A 12809-nucleotide genomic window follows, 5' to 3' on the forward strand; every position below is an offset into this window, starting at 1 on the left:
TTCAGATCACGCCGGCGGCGCGCAGTTGTTCGATATCGGCGTCGGTGCGCCCGAGTTCGTGCAGGATGGCCGCGCTGTGCTCGCCCAGCGCGGGCACCGCATCCATGCGCACGTCGAAGCTGTCGATCGTGGCGGGCGGCAGCAGCGCCTGCAGTTCGCCCGCCGGCGAGTCGATGGTGCGAAAGCGCTCGCGTGCGTGCAGTTGCGGATGCGTCCACAGATCGCCGACCTGGTTGACGGCGGCGTTCGCGATCTGCGCTTCGTCGAGGCGCGCGATCACGTCCTGCGCGGTGAGCGCGGAAAACGCCTGTTCGATCACGGCCTTCAGTTCCGCACGGTGTTCCGAGCGGCGTACGTTGGCGTCGAAGCGCGGATCGGTCGCGAGCGCCGGGTCGCGCAGCACGACATCGCAGAACGCTTTCCATTCGCGCTCGTTCTGCAGGCCGAGCATCACGACGCGGCCGTCGCCGGCCGTGAACGGGCCGTACGGGTAGATGGTCGCGTGCGCGGCGCCGTTGCGGCCCGGCTGCTGCTGGCCGTCGTACGCGTAGTACATCGGGAAGCCCATCCACTCGGCCAGCGCCTCGAGCATCGAAATTTCCACGTGCGACCCGATACCCGTGACGCCTCGCTGCAGGAGTGCGCTGAGGATGCCCGTGTATGCATACATGCCCGCAGCGATGTCGGCGATCGAGTTGCCGGCCTTGCACGGCTCGTCGGCCGTGCCCGTGATCGACAGGAACGCCGCCTCGCTCTGGATCAGCAAGTCGTAGGCTTTCTTGTCGCGATAGGGGCCGTCGCCACCATAGCCCGAGATGTCGCAGACGATCAGCCGCGGGTGCTTCGCGTGCAGCGCGTCGAACGACAGGCCCATGCGCGCGGCCGCGCCGGGCGCGAGGTTCTGCACCAGCACGTCGGCCTGGGCCACGAGTTCGCCGAGTACTTCCTGCGCGGCCGGTTGCTTCAGGTCCAGCGTGAGGCTTTCCTTCGACCGGTTGGTCCACACGAAGTGCGATGCGAGACCGTGGGTGCGGTGATCGTACGCCCGCGCGAAATCGCCCACGCCGGGGCGTTCCACCTTGATGACGCGGGCGCCGAGGTCGGCGAGCTGGCGTGTGCAGAACGGCGCGGCGATCGCGTGTTCGAGCGTGACGACGGTCATCCCGCTCAGGGGGCCTTTTCGAGCTTGCATGATCGGATCGTTATTCCAGTTCGGCGCTGGCCTGCATGGCCAGCTGCCCTTGCGGGCCGCGCGCCCACAGGCGGGCGGCATGTCCTTCGAGCTTGCCGTTCACCGTGAACGGCGCGGTGTCGAACAGCGGGCTGACGGCCTTGAACTCGAAGCGGCGTACGGTCTTGCCGGGGTGCGTGCGGCGCAGTTCCTCCAGCAGCAGCATCGCGATCAGCGGGCCGTGTACCACGAGGCCCGGGTAGCCTTCTTCCTGCATCGCGTAGGGCCGGTCGTAGTGGATCCGGTGGCCGTTGAAGGTGAGGGCGGAAAAGCGCATCAGCAGCACCGGATCGGGCGTGACGACGCGCGAATACTGCTCGTCGGTCGGCGCCGGTGCCGGCTGCGGTGCCGGCGCGCCGGCCGCGGCGGGAGGCGGCGCGTCGCGATACACGATGTCCTGTTCCTCGCGGACCGCCACGCCCTCGGCGTCGCTCGTTTCGTGCAGCACGGTGACGAACACCAGCTGGCCGCTGCGGCCGGATTTGCTCTGCACGCTCAGGATCGTGGAGCGGCGCTGCACGGGCGCATCGACGGCCAGCGGACGCAGGAACTGCAGCCGTCCGCCCGCCCACATGCGGCGCGGCAGCGTGACCGGCGGGAGGAAGCCGCCGCGCTGCGGATGACCGTCGACGCCGATGTTCGACTGACGCTCGCCCGGCAGGAAGTACAGCCAGTGCCACAGCGGCGGCAGCGTCGCGGGGAGTTCGGATGGGTTCGCGTAGTCCAGTGTCGCCTGCAGCAGACGGACGGGGGCCCGGGTAATCCGGTCCGCGCTGTCAACGCTCCGGCCGACCCACGCGTCGAAGGATTCGGAAGGCTCGTCACTCATGGTGTTTCGTGCTCGATGATTGAAGCGTCAGGCAGGCAGCCGGCGCCTGCATGTCAGGCAGCCGGCTGCCGTTGCCGTCAGAGTGCGTTGACCAGCTCGGGCACGGCCGCGAACAGGTCGGCTTCGAGGCTGTAGTCCGCCACGCTGAAGATCGGCGCTTCGGGATCCTTGTTGATCGCGACGATCACCTTCGAATCCTTCATGCCGGCCAGATGCTGGATCGCACCCGAGATGCCGACCGCGATATACAGCTGCGGCGCGACGATCTTGCCGGTCTGGCCGACCTGGTAGTCGTTCGGCACGTAGCCGGCGTCGACTGCCGCGCGCGAGGCGCCCAGTGCGGCGTTCAGCTTGTCGGCGAGCGGCTCCAGCACCTTCGTGTAGTTCTCGCCGCTGCCCAGACCGCGGCCGCCCGACACGATGATGTTCGCGCTGGTGAGTTCCGGACGGTCAAGCTTCGTCACTTCACGGTTCACGAACTGCGACTTGCCGGCATCGGCCGCCGCTGCGATCTTCTCGACCGCCGCGCTGCCGCCTTCCGCTGCCACCGCATCGAACCCGGTCGCACGCACCGTGATCACCTTGATCGGGTCGCCCGACTGCACCGTTGCGATCGCGTTGCCCGCGTAGATCGGGCGTTCGAACGTGTCGGCCGACACCACCGCCGTGATCTCGGAGATCTGCGCAACGTCCAGCTTCGCGGCGATGCGCGGCGCGACGTTCTTGCCGTAGGCGGTGGCCGGTACGAGGACGTGCGAGTAATCCTTCGCGATGTTCAGCGCGGTCGCTTCGACGTTTTCCGCGAGGCCCGCTTCGAGTTGCGGCGCATCCGCCAGCAACACCTTGCCGACACCTGCAATCTTCGCTGCCGCATCGGCTGCGCCTTGCGCATTGTGGCCCGCGACCAACACGTGAATGTCGCCGCCAATCTTCGCTGCCGCCGCCACCGTGTTCAGCGTCGCGGCCTTGATCGACGCGTTGTCGTGTTCTGCAATCACCAGAATCGTCATTTTTTCCGCTCCCTCTTACAGTACCTTGGCTTCGGTCTTCAGCTTCTCGACCAGCGTCTGCACGTCCGGCACCTTCACGCCGGCCGCGCGCTTCGGCGGCTCGACCACCTTCAGCGTCTTCAGGCGCGGCGCGACGTCCACGCCGAGGTCTTCCGGCTTCACCGTTTCCAGCGGCTTCTTCTTCGCCTTCATGATGTTCGGCAGCGTCACGTAGCGCGGCTCGTTCAGGCGCAAGTCGGTGGTGACGACTGCGGGCAGTTGAAGCGACAGCGTTTCCGCGCCGCCGTCGACTTCACGTGCGACCGTTGCACGGCCGTCGGCGATCGTGACCTTCGACGCGAACGTCGCTTGCGGCAGGCCGGCCAGCGCGGCCAGCATCTGGCCCGTCTGGTTCGAATCGTCGTCGATGGCCTGCTTGCCGGCGATCACCAGCTGCGGCTGCTCCTTGTCGACCAGCGCCTTCAGGATCTTCGCGACAGCCAGCGGCTCGACGCCGTCGTTCGCTTCGACGAGGATCGCGCGATCCGCGCCGATCGCCAGCGCCGTGCGCAGCGTTTCCTGTGCCTGCGCGACACCGACCGACACCGCGATCACTTCGGTCGCGGCGCCGGCTTCCTTCAGGCGCACGGCTTCTTCAACCGCGATTTCGTCGAACGGGTTCATCGACATCTTCACGTTCGAGAGATCGACGCCGGTGCCGTCGCCCTTGACGCGAACCTTGACGTTGTAGTCCACCACGCGCTTGACGGGTACGAGAATCTTCATGGGGAGGAATCCTTCCGGAATCAGTAGGAACGGGGGAGCTGCAGCACGTGCTCGGCCACATGCCCCAGGATCATGTTGGTGGAAATCGGCGCGACCTGGTACAGGCGCGTTTCGCGGAACTTGCGCTCCACGTCGTATTCGCAGGCGAAGCCGAAACCGCCGTGCGTCTGCAGGCACGCATTGGCCGCTTCCCAGCTTGCCTTCGCGGCCAGGTACTTGGCCATGTTGGCCTCGACCCCCGCGTTCTGGCGCGCGTCGATCTTCTCGCAGGCGCGCCAGCGCATCAGGTTCGCGGCCTCCAGCTCGATGAACGATTCGGCGAGCGGAAACTGGATGCCCTGGTTCTGCCCGATCGGGCGGCCGAACACCTTGCGTTCGCTCGCGTAGTCGCGCGCTTTCTCGAGGAACCAGTAGCCGTCGCCGATGCACTCGGCCGCGATCAGCGTGCGCTCGGCGTTCAGGCCGTCGAAGATCACCTTGAGCCCCTTGCCTTCGGTGCCGAGCAGCGCGTCTTCCGGCAGCTCCAGGTTGTCGAAGAACAGCTCGTTGGTCTCGTGGTTGACCATGTTGAGGATCGGGCGCACCGTGAGGCCGTTGCCGATCGCCTTGTCCAGCTCGACGATGAAGCACGACAGGCCGTCGCTCTTCTTCTGCACCTGGTCGAGCGGCGTGGTGCGCGCGAGCAGGATCAGCAGGTCGCTGTGCTGGACCCGCGAGATCCACACCTTCTGGCCGTTGATGACCCAGCGGCCGTCCTTCTTCACGGCCGTGGTCTTGAGCTTGGTGGTGTCGCTGCCGGTGGTCGGCTCGGTCACGCCCATCGACTGCACGCGCAGTTCGCCGGCCGCGATGCGCGGCAGGTAGCGCTGCTTCTGCGCTTCGGTGCCGCTGAACACGATGGTGTTCATCACGTACATCTGGCCGTGGCACGCGCCCGAATTGCCGCCGGAGCGGTTGATCTCTTCCATGATGACCGACGCCTCGGCCATCGACAGGCCCGGGCCGCCGTATTCCTGCGGAATCAGCGCGGCCAGCCAGCCGGCCTGCGTGAGGGCCGTGACGAACGCTTCGGGGTAGCCGCGCGCCTCGTCGATCTTGCGGTGGTATTCGGCCGGATACTGATTGCACAGGCCGCGTACCGCGTCGCGGATTTCCTGGTACTGGTCGGGGGCGGAGAAAACGGAGGCGCTCATGAATCGTGTCTCGTCATTGGCATGGGTTGAGTCCATAATAAGTTTTGATGGATTTCTTAAACAATAGAATTTTCTGATCGCCAAATCAGTTTTTGGCATCGAGGTACCCGCGATGGATCTCAAGCAACTGCGTGCGTTCGTTACCGTGGCCGAAACGGGCAACGTCACCCGCGCGTCGAGCCTGTTGAATCTCGTGCAGCCGGCCGTGTCACGCCAGCTGCGCCTGCTCGAGGAGGACATGGGGACGGAACTGTTCGACCGCAGCCGCCATGGCATGCAGCTCACGCCGTCGGGCAAGACGATGCTCGAATACGCGCGCCGCATCCTCAACGAGGTGGCGCGGGCCAAGGCCGAGATCCAGCCGACCGAGGGGCCGGTGGCGGGCATCGTGAGCATCGGGCTGCTGGCCAGCACGTCGGATCTGCTGGCCACGCGGCTGGCGGGCGAGGTGGCGCGGCGCTACCCGCACATTCGCCTGCGGCTCACGATCGGCTACGCGGGGCACCTGCAGGACTGGCTCGAAGCGGGGGATGTCGACGCGGCGCTGCTGTACGGGCAGAAGGAGACGCCCGCGCTGCACGTGAAGGCGCTGATCGACGAGAGTCTGTGGGCCGTCGCGGCGCCGTCGGCCGGGCTGTCGCGCAAGCGGCCGTTGTCGCTCGAGCGGGTCGCGCGCGAGCCGTTCATCCTGCCTTCCGCGCCGCAGGGCCTGCGGGCCGCGATCGAGCACGCGGCGGCCGAGGCTGGCGTGACGCTGCAGGTCTTCGCCGAAACCAATGCGCTGAGCGTGCAGAAGGAACTGGTCGCGCAAGGCCACGGCTGGACGATCCTGCCGGCCGTCGGCGTGACGCAGGAGGTCGAGCGCGGCATCCTGACCGCGGCGCCGCTCGCGTCGCCGGGCGTCAGGCGCACGATCGTGCTCGCGGCGCCGAGCAGCCGGCAGGCCACGGCGCCCGTGCGCTGCGTGGTCGCCGTGCTGCTCGACTGCGTGAAGGCGACGTTCGACCAGGGCGACTGGCCCGATGCGCGCTGGCTGGGCTAGGGTGTGAACCATCCCGTGGGCGCGAACAGGCGCCAGGGCGATCGCAGCCCGCCCCGGGGCGCGTGCGCGGCCGGGACAGGCAAGCGCCGGCAGGCCCCGGCCTGCATCGGCCGGGGCCGCGCGGCGCTTACTTCAACGGCATGCAGATGCGCGTCTGCAACTGCGCGGGCGGCGTGCTGCGCGGGTCGTTCAGGTACTGCTCGAACATCGGGAAGTCGGCCGGCACCATGCCGCTCGCGGGCAGCCATTCGGAGAACATCCAGTTATACGGCCGGTCCATTTCGTTGTACGGCCCCGTGTAGGTCAGGATCGCGCAGCGGCCGGCGGGGATCTCGAAGCGTTGCAGCTCGTCGCCCACCTCGGCATCGGGCGCGACCGACATGCCGGCCATCGAGCGCAGCCGGTCGGCCGGCACCTGCTCGGGATCGTCGAAATACACGCCGAAGCCGATCGCCTCGGGGCGCGCCAGCCCGCGGGAGGCGGCCAGCATGAACGCCCGGGTGAAGACCGGGCCGATTTCCTGATAGCTGCCGTGGTGCGGTAACGCGGCCAGTACGGCGCCGGGGAAGGTTTCGATGGTAACGGGATACATGCCGAGCTCCTGTGGATTGAACGGAACGGAGCGGGCCGCGCGGTAGCGCCCCGGCGATATGCCGAAGGTCGCGCCGAACGCGCGGTTGAAGGCAGCGTCCGACGTATAGCCGGCTTGCTGCGCAACATCGCGCAATGGCACCCCGGTCCCGCCCAACGCGACCGCCGCACGGTGCATGCGAATGCGCTGCACGGTGGCGTTCACCGTCTCACCGAGCATCGCGCGGTAGACGCGATGAAAGTGATACGGCGACAAGCACGCGAGGTCGGCCAGCAGATACAGATCCGGGTCGGCGTCGGGGTGGCTTGCCAGCCAGCGCAGGACGGGGTCCATGCGCCGGGCGTATTGGGTCAGGGTTCGGGTTTTCAATTGCGGGCTCCTGGGGGAGCAATGTAGGGTCGGCGGGTTTGCAGATTTTGCGGTTTTTTCGGGGAAGGGGAAACCGCGTCGGCACCGTTTCGCGCGTTACAGCCGCGCCAGCAATTCCCGCCGCATGAGCTTGCCGTTGCCGTTGAACGGCAGCGCGTCGATGGGGATGATGCGCGCCGGGTGCTTGTAGGCGGCGAGCCGTTCGCGCAAGTACCGGCGCAACGCGGCTTCGTCGAGTGGATGCGCGGGATCGAGCTCGACGAACGCGATAACGGCCTCGTTGCCGTCCGCTTCCTTCTGGCCGACCACGGCCGAGTTCCGGATGCCGGGGAACCCGTTGAGCGCCTGTTCCACTTCGCCCGGATACACGTTGAATCCCGAGCGGATGATCATGTCCTTGAGCCGCCCGACGATGAACAGCGCGCCGTCGTCGTGCAGCTCGCCCAGGTCGCCCGACGCGTACCAGCCGCCGTCGCGCATCACGTCGGCCGTGGCGGCCGGGTCGCGTGGGGCGACCGCACGCCGGCCGCCGTGACCGAATCGTGGAAGTCGCTGCAGCCGGGCTTCCAGCGGATCGTCGACAAGTATCCGAAGCTGGAAAAGACGAACCACTACGCGCATCTCGGCACGCTCGGCACCGGCAACCACTTCATCGAAGTGTGCGTCGACGAAGCGGGCCACGTGTGGTTCATGCTGCATAGCGGCTCGCGCGGCGTCGGCAATGCTATCGGCAGCCTGTTCATCGAACTCGCGCAGGCCGACATGCGGCAGCACATCGCGAACCTGCCGGATCGCAACCTCGCGTATTTCACCGAGGGCAGCCGGCACTTCGACGATTACGTCGAAGCGGTCGGCTGGGCGCAGGACTACGCGCGCCGCAACCGGCAGGCCATGATGGATGCGGTGATCGGCGCGGCGCGCAGCGTGATCGCGAAGCCGTTCTCGGTCGACGAACACGCGGTGAACTGCCACCACAACTACGTGCAGCGCGAACGCCACTTCGGCGAAGACGTGCTCGTGACGCGCAAGGGCGCGGTGTCGGCACAGAAGGGGCAGCTCGGGATCATTCCGGGCTCGATGGGCGCGAAGAGCTTCATCGTGCGAGGGCTCGGCAACCCGGAAAGCTTCTGCTCGTGCAGCCACGGTGCGGGCCGGACGATGAGCCGTACCGAAGCGAAGCGCCGCTTTACGGTCGACGACCAGGTGAAGGCAACCCAGGGCGTCGAATGCCGGAAGGACGCGGGCGTCGTCGACGAAATCCCGATGGCCTACAAGGACATCGACGCGGTGATGGCGGCCCAGCGCAGCCTCGTCGAAGTGGTGCATACGCTGCGCCAGGTGGTGTGCGTGAAAGGATAGCGCGGTGCGCGGCCGATGGCCGGCGGCCGCGCACAACGAAAGGGAAGCAACAACAATGAAAACGGAAAAATTGACGACCGTGCGCAGCGCGCACCCGGTCGACCCAGCCGTGCGGGCGCGCGTGATGGCGGAGCTCGCGGAAGTCGAACGCCGCCACGACGTGAGCGTGCTGTTCGCCTGCGAATCGGGCAGCCGCGGCTGGGGGTTCGCATCGCCTGACAGCGACTACGACGTGCGCTTCGTGTATGCGCACCGGCGCGACTGGTACCTGAGCGTCGAACCGCAACGCGACGTGATCGAGCGGCCGCTCGACGACGAGCTCGACGTCAGCGGCTGGGAACTGCGCAAGGCGCTGCAACTGCTGCGCCGCTCGAACCCGACGCTGCTCGAATGGCTCGACTCGCCCGTCGTGTATCGCGAAGACGCGCGCTGGGCGCCGCGGCTCAAGTCGCTGGCGTCGGCGTTCTTCTCGCCGATGCGCGGGCGTCATCACTACCTCGCAATGGCGAAGAAGAACTTTCGCGGCTATCTGCAAGGCGACACGGTGCGTTACAAGAAGTACCTGTACGTGCTGCGGCCGCTGCTCGCGGTGCGCTGGATCGACTCGGGGCTCGGGATGCCGCCGATGCGCTTCGTGGATCTCGTCGACGGCACCGTGCACGAGCCGGCGGTGCGCGCGGAGCTCGACGCGTTGCTCGCGCTGAAGATGAGCGCGAACGAAAGCGAATACGGGCCGCGCCGGCCGGCGATCCACGCGCTCGTCGAGACGATGCTCGCCGATGCCGAACACGATCGCGAATACAAGCGGCCGTGGGGCGACGTGGCGATGCTCGACGCGTTCCTGCGCGACGTGGTCGACGGCCGATGAAAAGCGAACGGCGCGACGCCCTCGGGTGTCGCGCCGTTTTCGCATCCGCACTTGTCCGATCAATGCAGGCCAGCAATGGACGTGCCCGCACACGACGCGTCGCCGTCACGATCGCAGCCCATTGCGGCGGTATACTCGATGCCGTTCGGTAAAGCGCGTCGCCGCATGCGCCGCAGCCTTCGACCTGCCCCGCTTGCTGACGATGCGCTTGCAGTCCGACGTCTTCCGCCCGCCCATCCACAGTCGATACGAACCGTCATGTCGCACCGCCTTTCGCTCGCCGTCGCCGCCCTCCTCGCCGTTTCCCCGATCGTTGCCCAGGCTCGCCCGCTCGCGCGGCCGCCGGTCGAACGCGATTTCAAGAACTGGTCGGTCGTCTGCGACAACGGCAACCGTTGCATTGCCGAAAGCCACGCCGACGATATCGACGACGCACGCACCCGCGTCATCCTGCGCGTGACGCGCGATGCCGGCCCGGACGCGCAAGCATCGCTCGACATCTACGCGTCGGCGCCGCTGGACCTGCGCACCGCGCGCGTGGACGGCCGCCCGTTCGATGCAATGGCGGCCCAATGGCATGCGTTCGGCGGCAAGCCGGACGATGACGAAGCACACCCGTTCCGGGTCCGGACCACCGATCCGGCAACGGTTGCCGCATGGCTCACCGCATCGCGCAATGCGCAACTGCTGAGCTTCGGCGATCCGGCGTCGGCACAAACCGCTCGCACGCCGTTGACGGGATTGAGTGCCGCGCTGCTGCTGATCGACGACACGCAGGGCCGTGTCGGCACCGTCACGGCGCTGCTGCGCCCCGGCACGCGGCCCGCGTCGTCGGTGCCCGCAGCACCCGCGCTGCCGCCCGCCGTCACGCCGGCACCGGCCGTCGCGAACCTGTCGGCCGCCGAGCAGCGCCCGCTCGTCGACGCGGTGCTCGCGAAGTTCGGCGACGACGTGAAGCAATGCGCGGCCGATGTCGAAGACGAAATGTCGGCACGCGATCGCAAGAAGGCGTCGCGCGCCGTGGCGATCTCCGCCGACGAAGCGCTGGTCGCGATACCGTGCCAGACGAGCAGCATGTATAACCACACCGACCTGTGGTATCGCGTGCGACGCACGGCACCGTTCACGCCGACGGCGATGAATTTCGGCGAGAACGCGAATGCAGGACTCGATTCGGCGTCGTTCGCGAACGAGCTGACCGACGCCGGCTACGACCGCACCAGCGCGACGCTGTCGAGCAAAGTCCGGCTGCGCAGTGCAGGCGATTGCGGCTCGACCGCATCGTGGATCTTCGACGGCCGGCGCTTCATGCTCGCCGACATCGCCACGCACGGCACGTGCAACGGCCTGTTCGACGATCAATGGCCACGCCTGTATCGACGGGCCGATGCGGCGGGGAACCGCTGACGCGCGCATCGCACCGAAACACGCCGGCAGACATAACCCATAACAAACCGAGGGGCCGCACCATGTATCTCCCGTTCATCGACGCGTCGCGCAACGCGAGCGCGACGCGGCGCACGCGCGGCTGGCGCGGCACGCTTGCGTTCGCGCTGATCGCCGTCACCGCGTTCGCGTCGGCGCCGGTGCGGGCGGCAAGCGCCGACGATTCGGTCGAAATCCCGTTCTGGTCGCGTAACTGGACCGGCACGATCGGCAACCGGCATGTCGAAGTGTCGTTGTCGCGCGTGGCCGACACGGTATCGGGCTGGTACTGCTACGCGCCCTGCACGTCCGACAAACGCTATCGGCTCGCATTGAAGGGAACGCTCGATGCACACGGCGCCACGCTGTCGGAACGCGACAGCGGCGCGAAAGCGAACGCCGATCGCGTAACGGGTACGTGGCGCGTTGCATCCCTCGACAATGCCGTGACCGGCACGTGGGCGTCGCCGGACGGCAAGCGCACACTGCCCGTCTCGCTCGCACCGAAACAAGACGGACGGCCGTTCCCTTACGAGATCCGTCTCGTCGCGGACAAGCTGCCGGACGACAGCGGTTCGTGCAACGACCCGCCGCACGTTTCCGCGATCCGTCTGTACGATCGCGGCCACCTCGTACAGACACTGCAGACCGATTCACAAGGCACCTGCAGCCTGTTCACGCCCGATTTCGCCGACGTAAACTTCGACGGCTGGCCCGACCTGATGCTTGCGCAAGGGATGGGAGCGAGCCCAAACATTCCATACCAGACGTGGATTTACGATCCGAAAACGCGGCGCTTCGTCGATGCGCCGCAGGGGCTGCAGGGCATCACGTCGCCGGATTTCGATCCCGCGCACCGGATCATCTGGACGAGCTGGCGCGCGAGCTGCTGCGAGCATGGCGTGACGACCTACCGCTGGCAGGGCAACGACGTGAAGGAGGTCGACTCGGCCAGCAGCTACATGCTGCCGGTGCTCGACGGGAACACGCGTCGCTATTGCTACGTCGTGCCCGGCTACGGCGACGGTTACATCGAGTTTCCGCAGCGTATCGAGCAGACTGACACCGGGCTGCGTTCGACACTGGGCAACCCGAAGGAGTGCGAGGCGAACGATTCACCGTGGATGTCGCGCGTGTACATCGACATCTGGAAGCCGGGCGCACCCGGTCATGCGCCGACGCTGGTGCGCACCGAGAAGGTCACGTGGAAGCGCACGCAAACCCGCGCCGGCATGAAGTTCTGCCCCGATGTCCCGTTCTACGACAACGGCCGCATCCGCCGCATCGTGCTGCGCGACGAGCCCGACCAGTGCGAAGAGAAGAATCCCGACAGGAACTAGCGTGCGGTACGACCGCACGCGCGTACCGCCATCACATTACGCACCGACGATCGAAATCGAAAACCCGTCCCAGCCCTTCTGCCCGACTGTCTGCACGGCGGTCGTCGTGAGGTTCGGGGCGGCGACGAGACGCGCGAACCCGTCGCGCACGCCAACCACGTCGGGCTCGCGATTGTCCGGATCGGCCACGCGCCCGCCGCGCACGACGTTGTCGACGACGATCACCGTGCCGGGCCGCGACAGCTTCAGCGCCGCGTCGAGATAGACCGGGTTGTTGTCCTTGTCGGCATCGATGAAGATGAAATCGAACGGCGCTTCACCCGCGTCGACGAGCCGCGCGAGGCTGTCCTTCGCACTACCGACCACCACCGTCACGACTTCCGCGAACCCCGCACGCGCGATGTTCCGCGTCGCGACCTTTGCATGCTCGGGGTTCAGTTCGAGCGTCACGAGCGTGCCGCCCGGCGGCAACGCACGCGCGAGCCAGATCGTGCTGTAGCCGCCGAGCGTACCGACCTCGAGGATCCGGCGTGCGCCGCGGATCGTCGCGAGCAGTTGCAGCAGCTTGCCCTGGTTCGGCGCGACGTTGATCGCGGGCAGCCCGGCCGCGTCGCTCGCCGCCAGCGCGGCGTCAAGTGCGTCGTCGGACGGCACGAGCGTCGCGGAAAAATACGCATCCACCTGGTTCCAATGATCCTGATTCATCGTGCACCCCTTGTTTGCGGAACAGGCATTTTATGCGCCGCGCCGCCATAAGCAACAAACCATTCGTTCTAAGGGTAGCCG

At 67.1% G+C, this 12809-nt stretch carries 11 protein-coding genes and 2 pseudogenes; 5 read left to right on the forward strand and 8 right to left on the reverse strand.

Annotated elements, in window-relative coordinates; translation table 11 throughout:
- Position 1: 1 nt before the first annotated feature.
- The 5 genes from G3O06_RS06020 to G3O06_RS06040 all read right to left on the reverse strand — a co-directional run bounded on the left by G3O06_RS06020 (position 2) and on the right by G3O06_RS06040 (position 5028).
- Entirely contained in the window at positions 2 to 1192 is a 1191-nt protein-coding gene (locus tag G3O06_RS06020) for a CaiB/BaiF CoA-transferase family protein (RefSeq protein ID WP_205815400.1), read from the reverse strand.
- Positions 1193 to 1202: 10 nt separating this feature from the next.
- Positions 1203 to 2060 carry a MaoC family dehydratase N-terminal domain-containing protein gene (locus G3O06_RS06025; protein WP_205815401.1) on the reverse strand — a complete coding sequence of 286 codons (858 nt, stop codon included), beginning with the start codon at positions 2058 to 2060 and terminating at the stop codon, positions 1203 to 1205.
- Positions 2061 to 2137: 77 nt separating this feature from the next.
- Positions 2138 to 3070, reverse strand: a complete 933-nt coding sequence (locus tag G3O06_RS06030) for an FAD-binding protein (RefSeq protein ID WP_205815402.1) — start codon at positions 3068 to 3070, stop codon at positions 2138 to 2140.
- Positions 3071 to 3085: 15 nt separating this feature from the next.
- A complete protein-coding gene (locus G3O06_RS06035; protein WP_174967020.1) occupies positions 3086 to 3835 on the reverse strand; it encodes an electron transfer flavoprotein subunit beta/FixA family protein in 750 nt (249 codons plus the stop codon).
- Positions 3836 to 3855: 20 nt separating this feature from the next.
- Entirely contained in the window at positions 3856 to 5028 is a 1173-nt protein-coding gene (locus tag G3O06_RS06040) for an acyl-CoA dehydrogenase family protein (RefSeq protein WP_011349984.1), read from the reverse strand.
- 112 nt (positions 5029 to 5140) lie between these two features.
- Here G3O06_RS06040 and G3O06_RS06045 point away from each other — a divergent pair, with 112 nt between their 5' ends.
- A complete protein-coding gene (locus G3O06_RS06045) occupies positions 5141 to 6070 on the forward strand; it encodes a LysR substrate-binding domain-containing protein (RefSeq protein ID WP_174933248.1) in 930 nt (309 codons plus the stop codon).
- Between the two features lie 127 nt (positions 6071 to 6197).
- On the opposite strand, the gene G3O06_RS06050 is transcribed toward G3O06_RS06045, so the two are convergent.
- Complete coding sequence (locus G3O06_RS06050; RefSeq protein WP_205815403.1) at positions 6198 to 7031, reverse strand: AraC family transcriptional regulator; 834 nt, start codon at positions 7029 to 7031, stop codon at positions 6198 to 6200.
- A 96-nt stretch (positions 7032 to 7127) separates the two neighbouring features.
- Positions 7128 to 7526, reverse strand: a pseudogene (locus G3O06_RS06055) (fatty acid--CoA ligase family protein); the annotation flags it as partial.
- 9 nt (positions 7527 to 7535) lie between these two features.
- Between G3O06_RS06055 and G3O06_RS06060 the strand changes: the two are divergent.
- The 4 genes and pseudogenes from G3O06_RS06060 to G3O06_RS06075 all read left to right on the forward strand — a co-directional run.
- A pseudogene (locus G3O06_RS06060) lies at positions 7536 to 8390 on the forward strand (RtcB family protein); the annotation flags it as partial.
- 55 nt (positions 8391 to 8445) lie between these two features.
- Positions 8446 to 9258 (forward strand): nucleotidyltransferase domain-containing protein, encoded by an 813-nt coding sequence (locus G3O06_RS06065; protein ID WP_205815404.1) that lies wholly within the window; start codon positions 8446 to 8448, stop codon positions 9256 to 9258.
- Between the two features lie 258 nt (positions 9259 to 9516).
- The gene (locus G3O06_RS06070; protein ID WP_205815405.1) at positions 9517 to 10665 is read left to right on the forward strand and encodes a DUF1176 domain-containing protein; all 1149 of its coding nucleotides are present in this window, start codon (positions 9517 to 9519) and stop codon (positions 10663 to 10665) included.
- Positions 10666 to 10727: 62 nt separating this feature from the next.
- A complete protein-coding gene (locus G3O06_RS06075; protein WP_205815406.1) occupies positions 10728 to 12023 on the forward strand; it encodes a nitrite reductase in 1296 nt (431 codons plus the stop codon).
- Between the two features lie 36 nt (positions 12024 to 12059).
- Here G3O06_RS06075 and G3O06_RS06080 read toward each other — a convergent pair whose 3' ends face one another.
- On the reverse strand, positions 12060 to 12728 hold the full coding sequence (locus tag G3O06_RS06080; protein WP_174916077.1) for an O-methyltransferase: 669 nt from the start codon (positions 12726 to 12728) through the stop codon (positions 12060 to 12062).
- Positions 12729 to 12809: the final 81 nt, after the last annotated feature.

The organism is Burkholderia sp. Ac-20345, assembly GCF_017104825.1.
In the GTDB taxonomy this organism is placed as follows: Bacteria; Pseudomonadota; Gammaproteobacteria; order Burkholderiales; family Burkholderiaceae; genus Burkholderia; species Burkholderia lata_B.

Bases quoted from the DNA above. Each gene is read 5' to 3' on its own strand.
- G3O06_RS06025 (WP_205815401.1), bottom strand. From the start codon at position 2,060: ATGAGTGACGAGCCTTCCGAATCCTTCGACGCGTGGGTCGGCCGGAGC.
- G3O06_RS06040 (WP_011349984.1), bottom strand. From the start codon at position 5,028: ATGAGCGCCTCCGTTTTCTCCGCCCCCGACCAGTACCAGGAAATCCGC.
- G3O06_RS06035 (WP_174967020.1), bottom strand. From the start codon at position 3,835: ATGAAGATTCTCGTACCCGTCAAGCGCGTGGTGGACTACAACGTCAAG.
- G3O06_RS06065 (WP_205815404.1), top strand. From the start codon at position 8,446: ATGAAAACGGAAAAATTGACGACCGTGCGCAGCGCGCACCCGGTCGAC.
- G3O06_RS06075 (WP_205815406.1), top strand. From the start codon at position 10,728: ATGTATCTCCCGTTCATCGACGCGTCGCGCAACGCGAGCGCGACGCGG.
- G3O06_RS06070 (WP_205815405.1), top strand. From the start codon at position 9,517: ATGTCGCACCGCCTTTCGCTCGCCGTCGCCGCCCTCCTCGCCGTTTCC.
- G3O06_RS06030 (WP_205815402.1), bottom strand. From the start codon at position 3,070: ATGACGATTCTGGTGATTGCAGAACACGACAACGCGTCGATCAAGGCC.
- G3O06_RS06045 (WP_174933248.1), top strand. From the start codon at position 5,141: ATGGATCTCAAGCAACTGCGTGCGTTCGTTACCGTGGCCGAAACGGGC.
- G3O06_RS06080 (WP_174916077.1), bottom strand. From the start codon at position 12,728: ATGAATCAGGATCATTGGAACCAGGTGGATGCGTATTTTTCCGCGACG.
- G3O06_RS06020 (WP_205815400.1), bottom strand. From the start codon at position 1,192: ATGCAAGCTCGAAAAGGCCCCCTGAGCGGGATGACCGTCGTCACGCTC.